The organism is Nocardioides pymetrozini (assembly GCF_046058985.1).
Taxonomy (GTDB): domain Bacteria; phylum Actinomycetota; class Actinomycetes; order Propionibacteriales; family Nocardioidaceae; genus Nocardioides.
The window spans coordinates 3,562,862-3,583,375 of record NZ_CP175556.1 but is presented as its reverse complement, the minus strand read 5'-3'; the positions used below and the strand labels follow the sequence as shown (position 1 = coordinate 3,583,375).

At 72.8% G+C, this 20,514-nt stretch carries 23 protein-coding genes; 12 read left to right on the top strand and 11 right to left on the bottom strand.

The features are described from left to right. The first annotated feature begins 119 nt into the window (after positions 1–119). Positions 120–1,415: an HNH endonuclease gene (locus ACJ5H2_RS17535; RefSeq protein ID WP_408896722.1), complete on the top strand. Its 1,296-nt coding sequence runs from the start codon at positions 120–122 to the stop codon at positions 1,413–1,415. 40 nt (positions 1,416–1,455) lie between these two features. On the opposite strand, the gene ACJ5H2_RS17530 is transcribed toward ACJ5H2_RS17535, so the two are convergent. Next, positions 1,456–1,935 (bottom strand): DUF6194 family protein, encoded by a 480-nt coding sequence (locus tag ACJ5H2_RS17530; protein ID WP_408896721.1) that lies wholly within the window; start codon positions 1,933–1,935, stop codon positions 1,456–1,458. A 26-nt stretch (positions 1,936–1,961) separates the two neighbouring features. Between ACJ5H2_RS17530 and ACJ5H2_RS17525 the strand changes: the two genes are divergently transcribed. Beyond that, positions 1,962–2,732, top strand: a complete 771-nt coding sequence (locus ACJ5H2_RS17525) for a MerR family transcriptional regulator (RefSeq protein ID WP_408896720.1) — start codon at positions 1,962–1,964, stop codon at positions 2,730–2,732. On the opposite strand, the gene ACJ5H2_RS17520 is transcribed toward ACJ5H2_RS17525, so the two are convergent. Then, complete coding sequence (locus ACJ5H2_RS17520) at positions 2,656–3,324, bottom strand: YdeI/OmpD-associated family protein (RefSeq protein WP_408896719.1); 669 nt, start codon at positions 3,322–3,324, stop codon at positions 2,656–2,658. The two genes, ACJ5H2_RS17525 and ACJ5H2_RS17520, sit on opposite strands and share 77 nt — an antisense overlap. A 53-nt stretch (positions 3,325–3,377) precedes the next feature. Between ACJ5H2_RS17520 and ACJ5H2_RS17515 the strand changes: the two genes are divergently transcribed. Then, positions 3,378–4,403, top strand: a complete 1,026-nt coding sequence (locus tag ACJ5H2_RS17515; RefSeq protein WP_408896718.1) for an asparaginase — start codon at positions 3,378–3,380, stop codon at positions 4,401–4,403. A gap of 8 nt (positions 4,404–4,411) precedes the next feature. Here the strand turns inward: ACJ5H2_RS17515 and ACJ5H2_RS17510 are convergent, their stop codons facing one another. Next, the gene (locus ACJ5H2_RS17510; RefSeq protein ID WP_408896717.1) at positions 4,412–5,614 is read right to left on the bottom strand and encodes a DUF4032 domain-containing protein; all 1,203 of its coding nucleotides are present in this window, start codon (positions 5,612–5,614) and stop codon (positions 4,412–4,414) included. A 129-nt stretch (positions 5,615–5,743) separates the two neighbouring features. Between ACJ5H2_RS17510 and ACJ5H2_RS17505 the strand changes: the two genes are divergently transcribed. Genes ACJ5H2_RS17505 through ACJ5H2_RS17490 form a run of 4 tightly spaced genes read left to right on the top strand, consistent with a single transcriptional unit; the run spans position 5,744 to position 10,061 of the window. Beyond that, the gene (locus ACJ5H2_RS17505) at positions 5,744–7,081 is read left to right on the top strand and encodes an extracellular solute-binding protein (RefSeq protein WP_408896716.1); all 1,338 of its coding nucleotides are present in this window, start codon (positions 5,744–5,746) and stop codon (positions 7,079–7,081) included. Continuing rightward, positions 7,078–8,013, top strand: a complete 936-nt coding sequence (locus tag ACJ5H2_RS17500; RefSeq protein WP_408896715.1) for a carbohydrate ABC transporter permease — start codon at positions 7,078–7,080, stop codon at positions 8,011–8,013. The genes ACJ5H2_RS17505 and ACJ5H2_RS17500 overlap by 4 nt, the downstream gene beginning before the upstream one ends. A gap of 1 nt (position 8,014) precedes the next feature. Then, the gene (locus ACJ5H2_RS17495) at positions 8,015–8,848 is read left to right on the top strand and encodes a carbohydrate ABC transporter permease (RefSeq protein ID WP_408896714.1); all 834 of its coding nucleotides are present in this window, start codon (positions 8,015–8,017) and stop codon (positions 8,846–8,848) included. 13 nt (positions 8,849–8,861) lie between these two features. Beyond that, complete coding sequence (locus ACJ5H2_RS17490) at positions 8,862–10,061, top strand: ABC transporter ATP-binding protein (RefSeq protein ID WP_408896713.1); 1,200 nt, start codon at positions 8,862–8,864, stop codon at positions 10,059–10,061. Here the strand turns inward: ACJ5H2_RS17490 and ACJ5H2_RS17485 are convergent, their stop codons facing one another. After that, entirely contained in the window at positions 10,062–11,000 is a 939-nt protein-coding gene (locus tag ACJ5H2_RS17485; RefSeq protein ID WP_408896712.1) for an alpha/beta fold hydrolase, read from the bottom strand. 58 nt (positions 11,001–11,058) lie between these two features. Between ACJ5H2_RS17485 and ACJ5H2_RS17480 the strand changes: the two genes are divergently transcribed. Then, positions 11,059–11,892 (top strand): esterase/lipase family protein, encoded by an 834-nt coding sequence (locus ACJ5H2_RS17480; RefSeq protein WP_408896711.1) that lies wholly within the window; start codon positions 11,059–11,061, stop codon positions 11,890–11,892. A gap of 19 nt (positions 11,893–11,911) precedes the next feature. Here ACJ5H2_RS17480 and glpX read toward each other — a convergent pair whose 3' ends face one another. From glpX to ACJ5H2_RS17455, 5 genes are read right to left on the bottom strand one after another with little or no spacing between them, the layout of a single operon-like run. After that, positions 11,912–12,925, bottom strand: a complete 1,014-nt coding sequence (gene glpX / locus ACJ5H2_RS17475; protein WP_408896710.1) for a class II fructose-bisphosphatase — start codon at positions 12,923–12,925, stop codon at positions 11,912–11,914. Between the two features lie 41 nt (positions 12,926–12,966). Next, positions 12,967–14,007, bottom strand: coding sequence for a sulfate/molybdate ABC transporter ATP-binding protein (locus ACJ5H2_RS17470; protein WP_408896709.1), 1,041 nt, complete (start codon positions 14,005–14,007; stop codon positions 12,967–12,969). Continuing rightward, a complete protein-coding gene (locus ACJ5H2_RS17465; protein WP_408896708.1) occupies positions 14,004–14,789 on the bottom strand; it encodes an ABC transporter permease in 786 nt (261 codons plus the stop codon). Before ACJ5H2_RS17465 ends, ACJ5H2_RS17470 begins: the two co-directional genes overlap by 4 nt. Next, positions 14,786–15,559, bottom strand: coding sequence for a molybdate ABC transporter substrate-binding protein (gene modA / locus ACJ5H2_RS17460; RefSeq protein ID WP_408896707.1), 774 nt, complete (start codon positions 15,557–15,559; stop codon positions 14,786–14,788). Before modA ends, ACJ5H2_RS17465 begins: the two co-directional genes overlap by 4 nt. Beyond that, a complete protein-coding gene (locus tag ACJ5H2_RS17455; RefSeq protein WP_408896706.1) occupies positions 15,556–15,966 on the bottom strand; it encodes a molybdopterin-binding protein in 411 nt (136 codons plus the stop codon). The genes modA and ACJ5H2_RS17455 overlap by 4 nt, the downstream gene beginning before the upstream one ends. 110 nt (positions 15,967–16,076) lie before the next feature. Here ACJ5H2_RS17455 and ACJ5H2_RS17450 point away from each other — a divergent pair, with 110 nt between their 5' ends. Then, entirely contained in the window at positions 16,077–16,658 is a 582-nt protein-coding gene (locus ACJ5H2_RS17450) for a DUF4245 family protein (protein ID WP_408896705.1), read from the top strand. Positions 16,659–16,765: 107 nt separating this feature from the next. Here ACJ5H2_RS17450 and ACJ5H2_RS17445 read toward each other — a convergent pair whose 3' ends face one another. Continuing rightward, entirely contained in the window at positions 16,766–17,008 is a 243-nt protein-coding gene (locus ACJ5H2_RS17445; protein ID WP_408896704.1) for an exodeoxyribonuclease VII small subunit, read from the bottom strand. Continuing rightward, positions 17,001–18,239: an exodeoxyribonuclease VII large subunit gene (gene xseA, locus ACJ5H2_RS17440; RefSeq protein ID WP_408896703.1), complete on the bottom strand. Its 1,239-nt coding sequence runs from the start codon at positions 18,237–18,239 to the stop codon at positions 17,001–17,003. Before xseA ends, ACJ5H2_RS17445 begins: the two co-directional genes overlap by 8 nt. A gap of 84 nt (positions 18,240–18,323) precedes the next feature. Here xseA and truA point away from each other — a divergent pair, with 84 nt between their 5' ends. The 3 genes from truA to ACJ5H2_RS17425 are packed head-to-tail and all read left to right on the top strand — an operon-like array spanning position 18,324 to position 20,470. Continuing rightward, positions 18,324–19,178: a tRNA pseudouridine(38-40) synthase TruA gene (gene truA / locus ACJ5H2_RS17435; RefSeq protein ID WP_408896702.1), complete on the top strand. Its 855-nt coding sequence runs from the start codon at positions 18,324–18,326 to the stop codon at positions 19,176–19,178. Then, positions 19,175–19,789 carry a class I SAM-dependent methyltransferase gene (locus tag ACJ5H2_RS17430; protein ID WP_408896701.1) on the top strand — a complete coding sequence of 205 codons (615 nt, stop codon included), beginning with the start codon at positions 19,175–19,177 and terminating at the stop codon, positions 19,787–19,789. Before truA ends, ACJ5H2_RS17430 begins: the two co-directional genes overlap by 4 nt. Before the next feature lie 9 nt (positions 19,790–19,798). Next, on the top strand, positions 19,799–20,470 hold the full coding sequence (locus ACJ5H2_RS17425) for an SIMPL domain-containing protein (protein WP_408896700.1): 672 nt from the start codon (positions 19,799–19,801) through the stop codon (positions 20,468–20,470). The last annotated feature ends 44 nt before the right edge of the window (positions 20,471–20,514 follow it).

Below are 20,514 nucleotides of genomic sequence, written 5' to 3'. Positions count from 1 at the left end.
GGTCCACTTTCGTCACGTCATGTTGCAGTGGTTGTCCACACCTGCCGGACGGGTTTCGCCTGTCCACAGGCGGGTTTTCTCCCGTTCGTTGTGTCGTACGTCGGTGGGAGAATCCAGTCATGGATCTCGGGACCACGCCTCGTTCGACAGCAGCTGTGCTGTCCGAGCTGCGTGCGGGTGTCCAGGACCGTGAAGCCCTGGTTGTCCGGGAGTGGGTCGGGATCGTGGAGTGGGCCAGTGCCCATGTGGTTGCCGGTCCGGAGGGTGCGGCGACGATCACGGAGGGCTATCTCGACACCGGGGTCCCGATCGCCGGCGAGGGTGCACCGTTGGTGTCCGAGTTCGGGCTCATGGAGTTGGTCGCGGTGCTCGGCCGCAGCCCGGATGGTGGGCGGGCGTACGTCGGCCGCGTGATCGAGTGCGCCTGGCGACTGCCCCACGTGTACGACGCGGTGGTCGCCGGCCGGCTCGCGCCGTGGCGCGCGGAGCGGATCGCCGAACGGACGCATTCCTTGAATGCTGAGGCGGCCGGGTTCGTGGACCGTCAGCTGTTCGACGCCACCGGTGTCGGCTGGGCCCAGCTCGACCGGCTGATCAGCGAAGCCGTGCTGCGCTTCGACCCCGCCACCGCCGAAGCCGAACGGGCCAAGGCCGCCGACGCTCGACGGTTCGACATCGACCCTAACGTCGACGACCACGGCCTCGTCGCCGTGTCCGGGCTGCTTGACGCTGCGGACGGGCACGACCTCAACCTCGCGGTCGCGCGGCGTGCCGAGGTCCTCGGCCGGTTGGGTGACGAGTCCTCGTTGGATGTGCGTAGGTCGAAGGCCGCTGCCGAACTGGCTCGCGCCGACCTCGCCCTGGATCTGCTCATCCCCGACCCCGACACCGGCGAAACCGGGACCGTGGTGCCGGGGCGTCGGGTGGAGCTCAACGTCCACATCACCGACGCGACGTTGCGGGGCGAGAACCCGGTCGGTCGGTGGGAGCAGGGCAACGGCCCCATCAGCAGCGAGCAGATCCGGGAATGGCTCCGAACCCACGACACGACCATCACCGTCCGGCCGGTCATCGACCTGACCGACCACGTCCCGGTCACGAGCTACGAGGTCCCCGACCGCCACAAGCGAGCCGTCGCCCTCAGGGATCACACCTGCCGCTTCCCCCACTGCACCCGCCCCGCGACCCGCTGCGACATCGACCACGCGACCCCCCACGCCCAGGGCGGAGTGACCTGCCCGTGCAACGAGGTCCCCCTCTGCCGACGCCATCACCGCGCCAAGACCCACTCGGCCTGGCGCTACGACACCCCGACCCCGGGCACCTATGTCTGGACCAGCCCCCACGGCCATGCCTTCCGCGTCGACCACCGCGGCACCCACCCCCTCCACACCGCGCCCCCGCCCGACGAGTAGCCACCCCGCCCCACACCCCGCAGGACCCCCACCCGCGGGGTCACAGGCGCGTCCGCCGATCCCGCCGCCGCTGGGCAGCCTCGTGCGCCTCGCGGACCAGGCGCAGCGCCGTCTCCAGGGTCTCCGGACCGGGGGTGACGATCGCGACCCAGCCCTGGGCCCGGTAGACGGGGTGGGCGAGGACGGTGTCGGGGGCGGCGAAGTCGACGTGCGCGTGGGTGGCCGCGCCCGGCTCCTCGCCGAGCAGCTCGACGAACCGTCTCTTCCCGACGTGGACGTTCAGCCGCCAACGGCCGGGCGGGTCGAGCCGGCTGGCGGCGTCGTCGGGGTAGTCCTTGGTCACGATGGTGGCGAACGGCTGCTCGGCTCCGGGCAGCTCGCCGTCGGGTGCGTCGTAGAAGAAGTGGTCGCCCCAGGCGATCTCGGGGAGCTCGCTGCCCGGGGCGGGGGCGAGCTCCAGCACGCCCGGGAGGGACCGGATCGTCGTGAGGACCTGCTCCATACTGGTGTCCGTTGCCATGGTTCGAGTGTGAGGTTCAAGTGCTAGTGGAGGGTTCGACTGCGGACGTCGCCGCCGCGAGCGGATACTCGCCGCAGCAGGTGCGCAACCTGGAAGCGCTCGGCGTGATCGCACCGGCGGCGCGGACGCCCAGCGGCCACCGCCGGTTCTCGGCCGAGCACGTCCGCGACCTCGTCGCCTATCGCGACCTCGCCTCGGCTGTCGGACCCGTCGTCGCCCGCCGGGTGATGCGCGACGTGCGGACGCTCCCGACGCAGGAGGCGACGGCGCTGGTCGGCTCGCTCCACACCGGACTCGTGGGCGAGCGGACGCAGGCGCTCGCCGCTCGCTCCGCACTGCTCGCGATCAGCGGCGAGGCCGACACCGACGCGCCGGCGGCCGACCCCGACGCCATGACGATCACCGAGCTCTCCGACGCTCTCGGCGTCCGGGCCTCGACCCTGCGGTTCTGGGAGCAGGAGGGCCTGGTCGCCGCCGAGCGGGTCGTGACGCGGGCGGGCACCGCGCGACGCTATCCCCTGGCGGCGATCCGCGAGGCCAGGATCGTGGTGGCCCTGCGCGCCGCCGGCTATCGGGTCCCCGAGGTGCGGATCGCGATCGCCGCCCTCCGCGAGCTCGGCGACACGGCTGGGTCGCTGGAGGCTCTCGACGCCCGGCTGGCCACCATCGCCCAGCGGATGCTCGTGCTGCTGCGGGCGGGCTCCGTCCTCGCGGAGCTGGTCAGCGCGCCGCGGCCGCCGCGGCGGCGGCCCGTTCGACCCACTTCGGGATCTCGCCGTAGCGCTGGCTCGGGATGAGCCGACCGGCCGCCGAGTCCTCCACCAGCTGGGCCATCCGCCGGTCGCGGGTGGCCTCCTGCTTGGCGGTGACGACCCAGTTGACGCAGATCTTGCGGTAGGTCGGGGTCGCCTCCTTCCAGAACGCCGTGGCGGCGGGGGAGGCGGCGAGCTGGGCGGCGTACGCGTCGGGCAGGGCGAGCTGGCCGTCGACCTCGTGGGTGTACGGCGCCGGCTCGCGGCGTCGCTGCTCCCAGATCGCCAGCCCGGCGGGCTGCATCCTGCCCTCGGCACGCAGCCTCTCGACGAGGTCGAGGTTGACCTTGCTCCAGTTGCTGGTCCTCTTGCGGGGCGTCCAGCGCTGGCGAGTGGCGTCGTCGTCGATGCGCTGGGCGACCGAGTCGATCCAGCCCCAGCACAGCGCGACGGGCACCGCCCGCTCCCAGGTGAGCCCGCGGTCGGGGACGTGCTTCTTGTACAGCCCCATCCACAGCTCGGTCTCGGTCGCGTGATGGGCGGCGAGCCAGGCGTCGAACTCCGCCTCGTCGGCGAAGAAGCGCGCCGGTCGCTCGGCGGAGCCGCCCATCCGGCCGGGCATCGAATCCTGCGACATGGCGCCAGCCTGCCACCGAGCGCCGACAGCCGGCCATCCGCGAGGATGACGCCATGACCGGCAGTCCCACCGTCGCGATCGGTGCCCTCGGCGGCACCATCGCCTCCACCTCCAGCGCGGACGACGGCAGCGAGATCGTCCCGACCCTCACCGCCGACCGGCTGGCCGCGGCTGTGCCGGGTCTCGCCGAGATCGCGACCGTCCGCGCCGAGACGCTGGCCCAGCTGCCGAGCCCGTCGCTCGACGAGCCGACCATCCTGCGCACCCTCGCCTGGGCGCGCGCGGCGGTCGACGCCGGCGCGGAGGGCGTCGTCGTCACCCAGGGGACCGACACGCTCGAGGAGTCGGCGTACCTGCTCGATCTCTTCTGGGACCGCCCGGAGCCGCTCGTGGTGACGGGGGCGATGCGCTCGGCGCAGGCCGTCGGCGCCGACGGTCCGGCGAACCTGCTCACGGCGGTCCGCTGCGCGACCGCACCCGCCTCCCGCGACCGGGGCGTCCTCGTCGCCTTCGACGACGAGATCCACCACGCTCGATGGGTCGCCAAGACCGACTCGGCGTCGACCGGTGCCTTCCGGTCGCCGGTCTTCGGGCCCATCGGCCGCTGCGTCGAGGCCGAGGTCGTGTACGGCGTCCCGCCGGCGCGGGTGTCGCCGCTGCGGCTGCCCTCGGCCCAGGCGGTCGGCGACCCGCGGATCCCTCTCGTGGCGACCTACCTCGGCGACGACGGCTACGTGCTGGACGCGATCCGCGTCGGCGCAGGACAGAGCGCGGGAGTGGATGGCGTCGTCGTGGCGGGCTTCGGTGCCGGCCACGTGTCCGCCCGGGCCGCGGAGGCGGTCGGCCGCCTGGCGCGCGAGGTCCCGGTGGTGTTCGCGTCCCGCACGGGCTCCGGTCCCACGGGACGGGCGATCTACGGCTATCCCGGGTCCGAGATCGACCTGGTCGCGCGCGGTGCGGTCGGCGCCGGCTGGCTGCCGCCGGTGAAGGCGCGCCTGCTGCTGTGGGCGCTGGCGCTAGGGGGTCCCGTCACCCGCGCCGACGTGGCCGCCGAGTTCGAGCGCCGCGGGCGGCCCTGACGCCCGTGTCAGCCGATCCCCGACGGCGTGTCCGGGGGCCGGTGCGGCAGCACGTTCGCGACGTAGTCCCGCGCGGACTCGAAGATGTCGACCTCGTGCCCGGCCGCGGCGGAGAGCGCCCACCGGTGCTCCATCACCTCGTGGAAGTACTCCGGTGCCGAGATCGCCCGGCGCAGCGCGGGGGGAATGAGGTCGACGATCGGCGTGTACACGGTGGCCAGCCACCGCCGCGCCACCACCTCGCGGTCCTCGTCGTCGTACCCACCGTGCGCGGTGAACGCGGCGAGGTCGTTGAGCAGCTTGCGAGCCTGGCTGTCCTCCGCGACCAGGCCGGTGAGCTCGCGCAGCTCGCGCCGGTGGTGGCCGGCCTCGACGACCTTGGGCTGGATCCGGACCCGGTCGGAGTCGGTCTGCACGTCGAGCTCGTCGACGTCGAAGCCGAGCTCGTTGAGGCGCGCGATCCGCTGCTCGACGCGGTACCACTCGTCGTTGCCGAACTCCTCGACGGCCGTCAGCTCGTCCCAGAGGGCGTGATAGCGCTCGGCGAGCTGGTCGACGATCGCGAACGCGTCGACCTCGATGTCGGTGTCGCCGCTGGCCTGCAGGTCCATCAGCTCGGCGAAGATGTTCTCCACCCCCACGGTGACGTCCTGCTCCCGCATCGCGTCGGAGACCTTCTCGCGCAGCTCGCCCGTCTCTGCGTCGACGAGGAAGGCCGCGAAGCCTCCGGCGCTGCGGCGGAACAGTGCGTTCGAGAGCGAGACGTCGCCCCAGAAGAAGCCGGCGAGGTGCAGCCGGACCAGGAGCACCACCAGCGCGTCCACGAGTGCCGGGACCTGCTCGGCGCGCAGGCCGTGCTGGAAGACCGTGCGATAGGACAGCGAGTAGTGCAGGTGCTCGGTCAGCAGCGCCGCCGGCAGCGGCTCGCCGCCGGCGCCGGTGCGGCCCGTCACCACGCCCCGCGGTACGACGGCCGGCTGGTCGAGCCGCTGCAGCTCGCGCAGCAGGTCGTACTCCCGTAGCGCGATCGCCTCCTCGGTCTCCTTGACCGCCAGGAACTGCCGGTTGACCTGTACGACGCGCACGGTGTGGCGGGAGAGACCGAGGGGAAGCGGGACGACGTACCAGTCCTCCCACTCCGCCAGCGGTCGCGACCAGGGCAGCCGGAAGAGCGCCGGGTCGGTGCGAGCGGCGACCACATGCAGCGCCATGCCCGCAACCTACGACGTCTGAACCGGCCCGTCACGGGCACCTGGGCAGTGCCAGTCGTGGACAAAGGTCCGACGTCGGGGTAGGACTTGGGTGACACACGCCACACTCTCGGAGGGGTGATCGGGGCGATGAGATCGACGATCCGCCAGCCAGGACGGAGGTCAGGCCGTCCGCGCCGCACCGCGCTCGCCGCGGTCGCCGTCCTCGCGGCCGGGACCCTGGCGGCATGCGGCGGGTCCGACAAGCCGGTGCTCAACTGGTACGTCAACCCCGACGGGGTCGACACCTTCGAGAAGTACGCCGAGGAGTGCAGCACCGGCGACTACGACATCGAGGTGCAGCTGCTTCCCAGCGGCGCGACGGACCAGCGCACCCAGCTGGCGCGCCGGCTGGCGGCGGAGGACTCCTCCACCGACCTGATGAACCTCGACCCGGTCTTCGTCGCCGAGTTCGCCAACGCCGGCTGGCTGCAGGAGGTCGACGGCGAGCTTGCCGACGCGATCATGGCCAGCGCCGAGGGGGAGGGCGACTATCTCTCGGGCGCCGCGGAGACGGTCACCTGGGACGACAAGGTGTACGCGATCCCGCTGTGGGCCAACACCCAGGTGCTCTGGTACCGCAAGTCCCTCGCCCAGGCAGCGGGTCTCGACATGACCGGGCCGGTGACCTGGGAGCAGGTCATCAAGGCGGCCGCCGACAACGGCGGCACGGTCGGCGTCCAGGCGAACAAGTACGAGGGCTACGTCGTGTGGCTCAACGCCCTCGTCCAGGGCGCGGGTGGCGCCATCGTCTCCGACACCGAGGCAGGGCGCGATGCGAAGGTCGACATCGACTCCGATGCGGGCCGCAAGGCCGCGGAGGTCGTGCAGGCACTGGCCGACTCACCGGCCGCCCAGCCCGACCTCAGCGTGTCCAACGAGGGCACCAGCCTGGGGCAGATGTTCCCCGCCGACGGGGCCGGCGAGTTCATGGTCAACTGGACCTTCGTCTACAAGAACTACGAGGGCCTCGTCGGGAGCGACGTGACCGAGGAGCAGTTCGCCGACCTCGGCTGGGCTCGCTACCCCGCGACGGTCGAGGGCGAGCCGTCGAAGCCGCCGGTCGGCGGCATCGACATCGGCGTGGGCGCCTACAGCAAGCACCCGGACTTCGCGATGGAGGCGGCGCGCTGCATCACCTCCGAACAGGCCCAGGTCGACCTCGCGCTCGACAACGGGCTGATGCCGTCGACCAATGCGGCGTACGACAAGGTCGTCGCCAGCGGCGACTACCCCGCGGACCTGATCGAGCTCTTCCGCACCAGCGTCGACGAGGGCGGACCCCGGCCGAAGAGCGCGTTCTACGCGATGATCTCGGGCGCGATCCAGGCACAGTGGCACTCGCCGAAGTCGGTCGACCCGGCGAGGACGCCGAAGGAGTCCGCGACCTATCTCGAGGACGTGCTGGAAGGGAAGTCGCTGCTGTGAGCACCGTGACCGCCCCCGTGCAGGGCAAGCCCGCGAAGGCAGCGGCCAGCGACCGGGCTCGCGCGGAGACCCGGCTCGGCCAGAAGCTGGTCGCGCCGGCGATCGTGCTGATGCTCCTGGTGACCGCCTTCCCGATGCTGCGGGCCATCTACCTGTCGACCTTCGACTACGCGCTGACCGCGCCCGACGAGCGCGACTTCGTCGGGCTGAGCAACTACGTCACTGCGCTGACCGACCCGCTGTTCTGGCAGACGACCGGCATCACGGTCCTCTACATGGTCGTGACCGTGGCGATCGAGCTGGTCATCGGCTTCGCCTTCGCGATGGTGATGCACCGGGTGATCTTCGCCCGCGGCGTCATTCGGACGTCGATCCTCATCCCCTACGGCATCATCACCGTGGTCTCGGGCTTCGCCTGGCAGTTCGCCTTCTCCTTCCAGAACGGCTTCGTCAACGGCTGGCTGCCGTTCGTCGGCGACGACTTCAACTGGTTCGGCGACACGACGTCCGCGGTGATCGCGATCATGGTCTCCGAGATCTGGAAGACCACGCCGTTCATGTCGCTGCTCCTGCTGGCCGGCCTGGCCCAGGTCAGCGAGGACATGATCGAGGCGGCCAAGGTCGACGGAGCCACCTGGTGGCAGCGGCTCTTCAAGGTGATCCTCCCGAACATGCGGGCCGCGATCATGGTCGCCGTCCTGTTCCGGGCGCTGGACGCCTACCGCATCTTCGACAACATCTTCGTGATGACCGCGGGCGCCGAGAAGACCGAGTCGATCAGCTTCCTGACCTACCGCCAGACCATCGAGCAGTTCCAACTCGGCATGGGCTCGGCCCTGTCCGTGCTGCTCTTCCTCTCGGTGCTGGTGGTGGCGTTCGCGATCGTCAAGCTCTTCCGCGTCGACCTGGCGCAGGCTCGGCAGGAGGCATGAGATGAAGAACCGCATCGGCATCGTCGTCGGCTGTCTGCTCATCATGGTCTGGTGCCTGCTGCCGGTCGCCTGGATCATCTCGCTGTCCTTCAAGTCCGAGACCGCGATCACCAACGGCAGCCCCGGCTTCTTCCCCTCCGACGGGGGCGGCGCCGGCTGGGCCAACTACCAGGCGGTCTGGGACAACGACCAGTTCCGCCGCGCGATCCTCAACTCCATCGGGATCAGCCTGATCGCGACCCTGCTGTCGGTCATCGTGGCCACGCTGGCGGCGTACGCGATCGCCCGGCTGGAGTTCCGCGGCAAGAAGGCGGTGCTCACCATCGCCCTGGCGATCGCGATGTTCCCGGTCGTCTCGCTGGTCGGCCCGCTGTTCGACATGTGGCGCGCGGTCGGGCTCTACGACACCTGGCCGGGCCTGATCATCCCGTACATGTCGTTCACCCTCCCGCTGGCGATCTGGACCCTGTCGGCGTTCTTCCGCGAGATCCCGTGGGAGATGGAGCAGGCGGCCCAGGTCGACGGGGCCACCTCGTGGCAGGCGTTCCGCAAGGTGATCGTCCCGCTCGCGGCCCCCGGCGTCTTCACCGCCGCGATCCTGACCTTCTTCTTCGCGTGGAACGACTTCGTGTTCGGCATCTCGCTGACCTCGACCGAGAACGCCCGGCCGATCCCGGCGTCGCTGTCGTTCTTCGTCGGCTCCGACCCGTTCAACCGGCCGGCCTCGCTGCTGGCCGCGGGAGCGGTCATCGCGACCATCCCGATCATCGTCATCGTCCTGATCTTCCAGCGCAAGATCGTCGCCGGCCTCACCTCCGGCGCCGTGAAGGGTTAAGGGGTAACGCGTCATGGCCGCCATCACGATGAAGAACATCGTCAAGAAGTACGGCGACGGCTTCCCGGCCGTCAACGACGTCTCGATCGACGTCGCCGACGGGGAGTTCATGATCCTCGTCGGGCCCTCGGGCTGCGGGAAGTCCACGCTGCTGCGGATGATCGTCGGTCTGGAGGACATCACCTCCGGCGACATGCTCATCGGCGACAAGCGGGTCAACGACCTCGCCCCGCGCGAGCGGAACCTGGCGATGGTGTTCCAGAACTACGCGCTCTACCCGCACCTGACCGTCTACGAGAACATCGCCTTCCCGCTGCGGCTGGCGAAGATGCCCGACGCCGAGGTGGACCGCCTCGTCCGTGAGGCGTCCGCGACCCTGGAGCTGGACGAGCACCTCGAGCGCAAGCCGGGCAACCTGTCCGGTGGTCAGCGCCAGCGGGTCGCGATGGGACGGGCGATCGTCCGGCAGGCCGACGCCTTCCTCTTCGACGAGCCGCTGTCCAACCTCGACGCCAAGCTGCGCGGTCAGATGCGCACGGAGATCTCCCGGCTGCAGAAGCGGCTGGGGATCACCACGGTCTACGTCACCCACGACCAGACCGAGGCGATGACCCTGGGCGACCGCGTCGCCGTCCTCAAGCGCGGCATCCTGCAGCAGCTCGCCACCCCGCGCGAGCTCTACGAGAACCCGGGAAACCTCTTCGTGGCGGGCTTCATCGGCTCCCCGCCCATGAACTTCCTCCCGGCGACGGTCGAGGGCAACCGGGTGCAGCTGCCGTTCGGCAGTGTCGAGATCCCGGCCGACCGCGCGGAGCGTGCCGCCGGACGCGGGCTGCTCATCGCCGGCATCCGGCCCGAGCACTTCGAGGACGCGTCGCTGGCGGCCGAGGACAGGCGCGCCGGGTCGACGTTCGCCGCCAAGGTCGACGCCGTGGAGTGGCTGGGCAACGAGACCTACGCCTACATCCCGTTCGAGGCCCCCGAGGAGGTCCGCCAGCAGCTGCAGCAGCTCGAGAAGGACCTCGACGGCGAGGGGATGCGCACCCAGCTGATCGTCTCGCTCGACGGCGCCAGCCGGATCGCCGAGGGCCAGGAGGCCGAGATCTGGGTCGACGGCCGGCGGATCCATCTCTTCGACCCGGCCTCGGGCGAGAACCTCACCGTCGACCACGAGCGCGCCGGGCGCATCCCCGGCGCGCAGGTGCCTGCCTGATCAGGCCTCCCGGCGCGCCCGGTCCGCCGTACGCCGGATCGCGCGGGTGAAGGTGGGGAACAGCGGCGCGGGCAGGTCGTGCCCCCAGCCGGGGATGACGATGAGCTCCGCACCGCGGATCGCGGCCGCCGTCGCCCGCCCGCCGGACACGTGCACCATCTTGTCCGCGAGGCCGTGCATGACCAGCGTCGGCATCGGCAGCTCGCCGAGCCGGCGCGTGCGGTCGGGCTGGGTGAGCACGGCGATCATCTGTCGGAGCACGCCGGCCTCGTCGATGCCGCGGTCGAAGGTCTCCCCGGCCCGGCGGCGCAGCTCCTCCTCGTCCTGGGGGAAGCCGGGCGAGCCGATGATGCCCCAGACCAGCAGCGCGCGGCGGATGTAGGCCTCCCGGCCGGGACCGCGTGGTGCGACGAGGGTCGGGAGGAGCGCGGGGCTCTGCCAGCCCACGGCGCGCCGCCCCGTCGTCGACATGATGCTCGTCAGCGTCCGCACCCGGTCGGGAGCCGCGAGGGCCATCGTCTGGGCGATCATGCCGCCCATCGAGATGCCCGCGACGTGGGCGGAGGCCCAGCCGAGATGGTCCATCAGCCCGAGGGCGTCCTGCGCCAGGTCGCCCATCGAGTACGGCGCGGCGACGGGCGCCCCGACGAAGGCTCGGGCCAGGCGGGCGGTCGTCACCCGGCCGCGCATGCGCGACGAGCGGCCGGTGTCGCGGTTGTCGTAGCGCACCACGTGGAAGCCGGCCTCCGCGAGCCGGACGCACAGCTCCTCGGGCCACCAGGTCATCGGGCCGCCGAGGCCCATCACCAGCAGGAGCGGCTCGCCGTCGGGATCGCCGAAGGCCTGGTAGCACAGCTCGACCTCGGGCGACAACGGGGCGAGCAGCTCGTCGGCGATGGTCACCGCGGAGGGTGCTGCGTCCTGCGAGGGTCGGGACATAGGCGACAGTTTGCCCAATTGCGGGTAGTCCGCCTTTCAACTGGGTACCGTCTGTGACGTGAGCAACACGTTGGCGCCCTGGCTGCTGCCCGACGGCTACGGCCGCCCGGCGCTGGCCGCGCTCCTGCGCGAGGGCACGGTGGTGACCGAGGCGGGCCGGTTCGCGGTCCGCCGGAGCGCGAGCCGACGGGCGCGCCGTCGTACGCCGGTGGCCGCGCGCGCCGCCGCACGGCGCGCCGAGCCGGTGCTGCTCATCCCCGGCTTCCTCGCCGGCGACTGGACGCTGACCGCGATGGCCGGGGAGCTGCGCGCACGCGGCTTCCGCACCTACCGCTCCCGCATCCACGCCAACATCGGCTGCACGCTCGGCTCCGCGCTCGCCCTCGAGGCTCGGCTGGAGCAGATCGCCGAGCGCCGCGACGCACGGGTGCAGATCGTGGGGCACAGCCTCGGGGGCATGATCGCCCGGGGCCTCGCCGTGCGCCGTCCCGACCTCGTCGCCGGCATCGTCACCATGGGCAGCCCGATGCGGGCGCCCGCGGCGCACCACGCACTGCTGACCCGCGGCGTCCGGGTCCTCAACCGGCTCTCCGACGCCGGCGTCCCCGGGCTGATGAGCGCGGACTGCGTCGCCGGGGAGTGCGCGCACCTGAGCTTCACCGAGTCCCAGGAGCGGCTGCGCGCCGACGTGGCGATGACGAACCTCTACTCCAAGCGCGACGGCATCGTCGACTGGCGGGCGTGCATCGACCCCGACGGCACCGCGGTCGAGGTGCGCGCCTCGCATGTCGGGATGGCGCTCGACCCGCGCGTGATCGACGCCGTCACCACCGCGCTGCTGGGCCGGAGTGCGGCGTACGACGCGCCGCTGGCCGTCGTCGACACGGCCTGACGCGCTCCCGGATCTGGGATCAGTCGAAGTCGATGGCGGAGAAGCCGCGCAGCTTCGAGAGCTGATGCTCGGAGGTGATGGTGCGGATCGTGCCGCTGCGCGAGCGCATGACCAGGGACTGGGTGACGGCGCCTCCGCCCCGGTAGCGCACGCCGCGGACCAGCTCGCCGTCGGTGATGCCGGTCGCGACGAAGAAGCAGTCGTCGCCGGTGACCAGGGTGTCGGTGGTCAGGACGTGGTCCGGGTCGAGGTTGTGGCCCGCGTCGACCGCACGCTGGCGCTCCTCGTCGTCGGTCGGCCAGAGGCGTCCCTGGATCGTGCCGCCCATGGCCTTCATCGCGCAGGCGGCGATGATGCCCTCGGGCGTGCCGCCGATGCCCAGCAGCAGGTCGATGCCGGTGTCCGGGCGGGCGGCCATGATCGCGCCGGCGACGTCGCCGTCGGTGATGAACTTGATCCGCGCGCCGGTCGCGCGGATCTCCTCGACCAGCTGGGCGTGGCGCGGCCGGTCGAGCAGGACCACGGTGACGTCGGAGGGGTTGGACCCCTTGGCCTTGGCGACCTGGTGGATGTTCTCGGCGACGGGATAGCGGATGTCGACGACCTCGGCCGCCTCGGGCCCGGTGACGAGCTTCTCCATGTAGAAGACCGCCGACGGGTCGTACATCGTGCCGCGCGGAGCCACGGCCAGCACGGCGACGGCGTTGGCCATGCCCTTGGCGGTCAGCGTGGTGCCGTCGATCGGGTCGACCGCGACGTCGCACTCCGGGCCGGTGCCGTCGCCGACCTGCTCGCCGTTGTAGAGCATCGGGGCGTTGTCCTTCTCGCCCTCGCCGATCACCACCGTGCCGTTCATGCTGACGCTGGAGATCATCACGCGCATCGCCTGGACGGCCACGCCGTCGGCGCCGTTCTTGTCGCCGCGGCCCACCCAGCGGCCGGCCGCCATCGCGGCCGCCTCGGTGACGCGCACCAGCTCGAGGGCGAGGTTGCGGTCGGGGGCGGGCGGCTCCACGATGAGGGCGTCGTTCATAGGTCGAACCCTATCGTTCCCCGAGCCCCGCGCCGGACTGTCTACCTGGCGTAGACATCGACCTCGCTCGCCTTGACCACGAAGGTCACCTCGGCGCCCGGTGCCAGGCCGAGCTCCGCCACCGCGGTCACCGTGACGTCGGCGGCGAGCCGGTCGGCCCGCACCCGGACGAGGTCGCCGAGCGGCTCGAGCTCGGAGACGGTCACGGCGAGCGCGTTGCGCGGGCTGCCGCCGGGCGGCTCGCGGTGCACGGCCACCGCGGAGGGACGGAAGACCGCCACCGCGGCCGTGCCCTCGGCGGGCCGCGGATCCGCGGAGGTCCCGTGCAGGACCAGCCCGTCCGGGCGTCGTACGCCGTCGGCGGTGGCGCGCCCCTCGACCAGGTTGAGGCCGGCGAACCGTGCGGCGAAGGCGCTGCGCGGGCGCGACAGCACCTCGCCGGTGGGCCCGTCCTCCACCACCGTCCCGTCCTCGAGGACGACGACGCGGTCGGCCAGCAGCAGGGCGTCGAGGACGTGGTGGGTGACGACGACCGTGGTGCGCTCGGCGAGGACCCGGCGCAGCAGGGTGCGCAGCGTCGGAGCCACGGCCACGTCGAGGGCGGCCATCGGCTCGTCGAGGAGAAGCAGGCGGGGCTCGGCGGCCAGGGCGCGGGCCACCGCGACCCGCTGGGCCTGACCACCGGAGAGCTCGGCAGGGCGCCGTCCGGCGAGCTCCGCGGCCCCCACCTCCGCCAGCCAGCGACGCGCGGCCGCGTGGGCCGGGCGGCGCCCGATGCCCGCGCTGCGAGGCCCGAAGGCGACGTTCTCCAGGACCGACAGGTGCGGGAAGAGCAGGGCGTCCTGCGCCAGGAGGGCGGTCCGACGCGCGTGCGGCGCGACCCAGCGGCCGGGGCCGGTCAGCTCCTCGCCGTCGAGGACGATGCGGCCGGCGTCCGGGCGGAGCAGGCCACCCAGGGCCGCGAGCGTCGTGGACTTGCCGGCGCCGTTGGGCCCCAGCAGCGCGACGGTCTCGCCGTCGGCGACCTCGAAGGCGACATCCACGCCGCGGTCGCGGAACACGACCTCGACCCGCACGCTCACGCGGCACTCCTCGGCCGGACGAGACCGATGACGAGGACCGCCACGACGACGAGCACCAGGGACAGTGCGACCGCGGCCTCGGCGTCGGTGACGCGCAGGTTGTAGATCAGCAGGGGGAGGGTCCGCGTCGTGCCCTCCAGGCTTCCGGCGAAGGTGATGGTCGCGCCGAACTCCCCGAGCGAGCGCGCGAAGGCCAGCACCGCGCCCGAGGCGAGCCCGGGCAGCACCAGCGGAAGGGTGACCCGGCGCAGCACCGTGGTCGGGCGGGCGCCGAGCGAGGCCGCGACCACGTCGTACCGCTCTCCGGCGGTGCGCAGCGCCCCCTCGACGCTGACGACGAGGAACGGCAGGGAGACGAAGGTCTGCGCCAGCACGACCGCGACCGAGGTGAACGCGATCCGCAGACCGAGGGCGTCGAGGTGCTCGCCCAGCAGGCCCTGGCGGCCGAAGGCCGCGAGCAGCGCGATCCCGCCGACGACCGGCGGCAGGACGAGCGGGAGCAGCACGAGGGAGCGCAGCACGCCGACCCAGCGGGCCTCGCTGCGGGCCAGCACCGTCGCCAGCGGGACGCCGAGGACCAGGCAGAGCGCGGTGCTGGCGGCGGACGTCCTCAGGCTGAGGGCGAGGGCGGAGCGGGCCGCCTCCGACGTGACGAGGGCGGGGAAGTCGGCCCACGCGATGCGGGTCGTCATCGCGGCGACCGGGAGGACCACGAGGGCGCCGGCCAGCAGCGCGGGGACGAGCAGCCACCGCGGCAGTCCGACAGGGCGGATCCGGCTCACGGGGCGGGCGCCCCGAAGCCGGCCTCCCGCAGGGTCGCCTGGCCCTCGCCGAGGACGAGGTCGATCCACGCCTGCGCCAGGTCGCCTGCGCCGGAGCCGTCCACCGCGACGATCGGGTAGTGGTTGACCGCGTCGGTGGCCTCGGGGAAGGCGATGCCCTCGACCGCGTCCCGGGCGGCCTCGACATCGGTGACGTACACCAGGCCGGCGTCGGCCTCGCCCGAGGTGACCTTCGTCAGCACCCCGGAGACGGACTCCTCCTCGCTGACCGGGCTGAGCGCGACGCCGGCGGCGGCGCCGACCGTCCGCGCGGCCCGGCCGCAGGGCACCTCGGGCTGGCACAGGACCAGGTCGACGTCGTCCCGGGCCAGGTCGGCGAGCCCGTCGATCCCGGCCGGGTTGCCCGGGGGGACGGCGATCATCAGGGTGTTGGTGGCGAACTCGACCGGGTCGCCGGCGGCCAGGCCCGCAGCGACGAGGGTGTCCATGGTCGCGGTGTCGGCCGAGGCGAGGACGTCGGCCTCGGCTCCCTCGGCGATCTGCGCGACCAGGTCCGAGGAGCCGCCGAAGGAGAGCTGCACGTCGACCTCGGGATGGGCGTCCTCGAAGTCCCGCTCGAGCCGCTCGAAGGTCGGGGTGAGCGAGGCCGCGGCGAACACGGTGAGGGTTCGTGGCCCGCCGGAGCCGCCGGCGCCCGCGTCGCCGCCGCACGCGGAGAGGGGCAGGGCCGCCAGCAGGACGGCCCCCGTCAGGGCGAGCCGCCTCGTCACGACCTCCTCGCGACCGGGCGCTCGACGACGACGCTGGTGGACTTGACCGAGGCGATCGCCCGTACGCCGGGCTCCATGCCGAGCTCCGCGGCGGCCTCCGCGCTCATCAGCGACACCACGCGGTAGGGGCCGCAGACCATCTCGACCTGGGCCATCACGGTGTCGGCCAGGACCCGCGTGACGATCCCGGTCATCCGGTTGCGCGCGCTGACCTCCCCGGCCCGGGTCCGGGCCCGGTCGGCGTCGTCGACGAGCGAGGAGGCGAGGGCGGCGAGGTCGGCACCGGGCACGACGGTGCGCCCGTCCGCGGTGCTGCTCGGCAGCCGGCCCGCCTCGATCCATCGGCGGACGGTGTCCGTCGAGACGCCGAGCAGCTCGGCCGCTTCGGCCACGCGATAGTCCGCCATGCGAGGATGTTGTCGCATCTGCGTGCGATTCACAACAATGACGGCGCAGATGCGGCTCGATCGGGCCCGCGTGCCACTCAGCCTCGGTCGGCTGGGACACTGGGAGCGACATGAGCACGCAGCCAGAACAGCCGTCCGGCCGCCCCGGCCGCTACCAGCGCTCGGCGGTGGGCCTGGTGACCTCGCTGCTCGTCACCGTGGTCGCGATCGGTGGGCTCCTCTACTTCATGGGCGCCTTCCGGCCGGACTTCGAGGTCAAGCCCGAGGCGGTCGACTACCTGGAGACCGTCGAGTCCGCGCAGCTGGCCGGGCTCACGCCGACCTATCCCGCGGCGCTCCCGAAGGGCTGGATCGCGACCGGCGTCGACGTCACGCCCGGCGACGACCCCGTGTTCATGGTGCGGATGCTGACGGACGACGGCCGGTTCGTCGCCGTCCGCCAGGAGGATGCCTCCGTCGGCACGATGCTGGCGCAGTGGGTCGACGAGGAGACCGAGCCCGCGCGCGGCCACACCGTCCCCGCCGACGTACCGGCCGCGGTGGCGCGCGAGTGGAAGGGCTACGTGGACGGGGGCGGCGACACCGCCTACGCGGCGGAGGTCGGCGACGAGACCGTCCTCGTCTTCGGCTCCGCCCCGGCCGAGGACCTGCAGACCGTCGTCGACGCCCTGGTCACCACGCCGCTGCGCTGAGGCGCGAGGTGTGAGTTCTGGGGCCCCGAGGTGTGAGTTCTGGGAGTTTCGCGCCCCCACTTCTCACACCGCGCGCCCCCACTTCTCACACCTCGCGCCCCCACTTCTCACACCTCGGCGTCGTCCTCCTCGGGGCCCTCGCCCTCCAGCACGCTCTCGAGGCGTGCACGGGCGCCGTCGAGCCAGCCCTGGCAGGTCGTGGCCAGCGCCTCGCCCCGCTCCCACAGGGCGAGGGACTCCTCGAGCGTGGTGCCGCCGGCCTCGAGCTGACGGACCACCTCGACCAGCTCGGCGCGCGCGTCCTCGTAGGACAGCTCCTCGCTCGGGCCCGGGGTCGTGTCGTCAGTCATGGGTCTCCTCGGCGATCGGTTCGGTGGTGGTGGCGGTGAGGTGCACGCGGCCGTCGGCGACGCGCACGGACAGCGCGTCCCCGGTCGCGACCTCGTGGACCGACGTGACGACGTGCCCGTCCGCATCCTGCAGTACGGCGTAGCCGCGGCGCAGGGTCGCCAGCGGGGACAGGGCGCGGACGCGGGCGCGGCGGTGGTCGAGGTCGTCGGCGGCACGGTCGAGCTGCCACTCGAGCTGGCGGCGGATCCGAGCCCGCCAGTCGTCGAGCTCCTCCGCCCGGGCGTCGAGCAGGCTGCCGGGATGGGCCAGGGCCGGCCGCGAGCGCAGGGCGTCGAGCTGGGCCTGCTCGCGGTCGACGCGATGGCGGACTGCGCGGCGCAGCGCGTGGCGGGCGCGGTCCACCATCAGCCGCTCCTGCGCCATGTCGGGCACGATCAGCTTGGCGGCGTCGGTGGGCGTGGACGCGCGGACGTCGGCGACGAGGTCGAGCAGGGGGGAGTCCGGCTCGTGCCCGATCGCGGAGACCACGGGGGTGCGCGCCGCGGACACGACGCGGATCAGGCCCTCGTCGGAGAAGGGCAGCAGGTCCTCGACCGAGCCACCGCCGCGCGCGACCACGATCACGTCCACGTCGGGGTCGGCGTCGAGCCGCCGGACTGCCTCGATGACCTCGGCCGCGGAGCGCTGGCCCTGCATGGAGGCGTAGGCCGTCGTGAACGCGACGGCGGGCCAGCGGCGCGTCGTGTTCTCGACGACATCGCGCTCGGCGGCGGACTTCGGCGCGGTGACCAGCCCGACCCGGCGCGGTACTACGGGCAGGCGCCGCTTGCGCTCCTGGCTGAAGAGCCCCTCGGCCGCGAGCAGCTGGCGGCGTCGCTCGAGGCGGGCGAGCAGCTCGCCGAGACCGACCATCCGGATCTCGCGGGCGTTGAGCGAGAGGCTGCCGCGGTTGGCGTAGTACGACGGCCGGGCGTGGATCACGATGCTCGCGCCCTCGGTCACCGGCGTCGGCAGGCCGTCGAAGAGCACCCGCGAGCAGGTGACCGGCACCGAGATGTCGGCGACCGAGTCGCGCAGGGTCAGGAACACGGTGGCCAGCCCGGGGCGGCGGCTGACCTGGGTCACCTGGCCCTCGACCCACACCGCGCCGAGCCGGTCGATCCAGCCCGCGAGCGCGTTGGCGATCGCGCGGACCGGAGCCGGCTTGTCCAGCGACGTCTCGAGGGCCACGCCGGCGAGCCTAGGGCAGGATGACGACCTGACGGCGGGGCCACCCGGGCGGACCTGGCCGCAGGGACGCAATAGGCTGAGCGGGTGCGGCTGCGGATCGACCTCGCCTACGACGGCGGCGACTTCCGCGGCTGGGCATCTCAGCCGGGACTGCGCACCGTCCAGGGCGAGCTGACCGCCGCACTGACCACCGTCCTGCGGCTCCCGGAGGGCTCGCTGCGGGTCACCTGTGCCGGGCGCACCGACTCCGGCGTGCACGCCCGCGGCCAGGTCGCCCACGTCGACGTCCCCGACGACCCCGAGACCGGGTCGGAGACCGCCGCCCGCCAGCTGGCGCGGCTCGACGTCCTGGCGCGCCGCCTCAACGGCGTCCTGGACCTCGACGCGCGGGTCCTGCGCGTGACGCCCGCGCCCGAGGGCTTCGACGCGCGCTTCGCCGCCCTGTGGCGCCGCTACGCCTACCGGATCGTCGACGACCCGGAGCGGGTCGACCCGCTCGCCCGCAACCACGTGCTCTTCTGGCCGCGCGCGCTCGACGTCGTCGCGATGGACCGCGCCGCGCAGACGCTCGTCGGCCTCCACGACTTCGCCGCCTTCTGCAAGCACCGCGAGGGCGCCACGACGATCCGCACCCTGTTGGAGTTCGGCTGGACCCGGACCCCGGACGGACTCGTCGTCGGGCGGGTCCGGGCCGATGCGTTCTGCCACTCGATGGTGCGGGCCCTGGTGGGCTGCATGCTCCCCATCGGCGAGGGACGCAAGGACCCCGACTGGGCGGTGGAGATCCTCACCGGCCGGCGGCGCGACCAGGGCGTGGTCGTCGTACCTGCACACGGGCTGACGCTGGAGGAGGTCCGCTACCCCGACGACGCCGCGCTCGCCGCGCGCGTCGCGCAGACCGCGGCCCGCCGTACCCTCGGGGAGGAGGGCCAGGGATGACCGACGAGCACTACTTCTCGGCCGATCCCTCCGTCGCCTTCCAGCGGGCGAGCGTCCACGCGGAGGTGTGGGGCCTCGACCTCACGCTGGTCAGCGGGTCCGGCGTCTTCGCCCAGGGCCGGCTCGACATCGGCACGTCCGTGCTCTTCCGCGAGACCGAGCCGCCGACCGGCGGTCGCATCCTCGACCTCGGCTGCGGGTACGGCGTCATCGGGCTGGCGTGCGCTCTCGCCGCCCCGACCGCCACGGTCACGGCGGTCGACGTCAACCAGCGCGCCGTGCTCCTCGCCAACGAGAACGCCGCGAGCCTCGGTGTCGACGACCGCTTCGTCGCGATCACGCCCGAGCAGGCGGACCCGGCCGCGACGTACGACGAGATCTGGTCCAACCCGCCGATCCGGATCGGCAAGGCGGCGCTGCACGAGCTGCTGCTCACCTGGCTGCCGCGGCTGGCGCCGGATGGCCGCGCGGTCATGGTGGTCGGCAAGAACCTCGGAGCCGACTCCCTCCAGCGCTGGCTGGGCGATCAGGGCTTCCCGACCGAGCGGGTCGCCAGCGCGAAGGGCTTCCGGGTCCTCGAGACCCGTCGCGCCCGACACGCGGATGCCTAGAGTGGGCGCATGCCGACCGAGTTCACCGTGCGCGGGTCGCACGCCGCCTTCCAGCGACCGGAGCGCGGCACGGTCCAGGTGACGCTGGCCTTCGAGGGCCCGGCGATGCAGCCCGTCTACGACCGCGTGGTGAACGACCTGGACGCCGTGACGTCGTCGATCCACCCCCTGCACGACCCCGAGCGCGGGCCGGTCACCTGGTGGGCGACGCAGCACGTGCGCACCTGGGCGCAGCGGCCGTGGAACCAGGACGGCAAGCAGCTGCCGCTCGTCCACCACGCCAGCGTGGGCGTGCAGGTGAAGTTCCGCGACTTCGCCGCCCTCGCCACCTGGGTGAGCGGCCACGTGGCGGGCACCGCGGGCTTCCGCCTCGACGGGGTGACGTGGGCCCTCACCGAGACCCATCGCCGGGAGCTCGAGCAGGCCGTGCGCACCCGCGCAGTGCAGGCCGCCGCCCGCCGCGCGCAGGAGTACGCCGACGCGCTCGGGCTCGGCCCGGTCCGCCCGGTCGCGGTCGCGGACGCCGGCATGCTGAGCCAGGGGATCGCCCCGGTGAGCACCGGCGGCGCCGCGTACCTCCGGATGGCCGCCAAGGAGACCGGCGGCGGCGCCGAGCTGGAGCTGTCCCCGGAGGACATCGAGATCGCGGTCGACGTCGACGCCCGCTTCGTCGCGGACTGAGGCTCGCTGCGGCCGCCACGCCGCGTCGTACTGGACATAGGGAT

What these genes read in the sequence shown, in the direction of transcription:
- ACJ5H2_RS17535 (WP_408896722.1), top strand. Translation starts at nt 120, where the DNA reads ATGGATCTCGGGACCACGCCTCGTTCGACAGCAGCTGTGCTGTCCGAG.
- ACJ5H2_RS17530 (WP_408896721.1), bottom strand. Translation starts at nt 1,935, where the DNA reads ATGGCAACGGACACCAGTATGGAGCAGGTCCTCACGACGATCCGGTCC.
- ACJ5H2_RS17425 (WP_408896700.1), top strand. Translation starts at nt 19,799, where the DNA reads ATGCCGACCGAGTTCACCGTGCGCGGGTCGCACGCCGCCTTCCAGCGA.
- glpX (WP_408896710.1), bottom strand. Translation starts at nt 12,925, where the DNA reads ATGAACGACGCCCTCATCGTGGAGCCGCCCGCCCCCGACCGCAACCTC.
- ACJ5H2_RS17510 (WP_408896717.1), bottom strand. Translation starts at nt 5,614, where the DNA reads ATGGCGCTGCATGTGGTCGCCGCTCGCACCGACCCGGCGCTCTTCCGG.
- ACJ5H2_RS17445 (WP_408896704.1), bottom strand. Translation starts at nt 17,008, where the DNA reads ATGACTGACGACACGACCCCGGGCCCGAGCGAGGAGCTGTCCTACGAG.
- ACJ5H2_RS17485 (WP_408896712.1), bottom strand. Translation starts at nt 11,000, where the DNA reads ATGTCCCGACCCTCGCAGGACGCAGCACCCTCCGCGGTGACCATCGCC.
- ACJ5H2_RS17505 (WP_408896716.1), top strand. Translation starts at nt 5,744, where the DNA reads ATGAGATCGACGATCCGCCAGCCAGGACGGAGGTCAGGCCGTCCGCGC.
- ACJ5H2_RS17495 (WP_408896714.1), top strand. Translation starts at nt 8,015, where the DNA reads ATGAAGAACCGCATCGGCATCGTCGTCGGCTGTCTGCTCATCATGGTC.
- ACJ5H2_RS17520 (WP_408896719.1), bottom strand. Translation starts at nt 3,324, where the DNA reads ATGTCGCAGGATTCGATGCCCGGCCGGATGGGCGGCTCCGCCGAGCGA.
- ACJ5H2_RS17515 (WP_408896718.1), top strand. Translation starts at nt 3,378, where the DNA reads ATGACCGGCAGTCCCACCGTCGCGATCGGTGCCCTCGGCGGCACCATC.
- ACJ5H2_RS17490 (WP_408896713.1), top strand. Translation starts at nt 8,862, where the DNA reads ATGGCCGCCATCACGATGAAGAACATCGTCAAGAAGTACGGCGACGGC.
- ACJ5H2_RS17430 (WP_408896701.1), top strand. Translation starts at nt 19,175, where the DNA reads ATGACCGACGAGCACTACTTCTCGGCCGATCCCTCCGTCGCCTTCCAG.
- ACJ5H2_RS17450 (WP_408896705.1), top strand. Translation starts at nt 16,077, where the DNA reads ATGAGCACGCAGCCAGAACAGCCGTCCGGCCGCCCCGGCCGCTACCAG.
- ACJ5H2_RS17455 (WP_408896706.1), bottom strand. Translation starts at nt 15,966, where the DNA reads ATGGCGGACTATCGCGTGGCCGAAGCGGCCGAGCTGCTCGGCGTCTCG.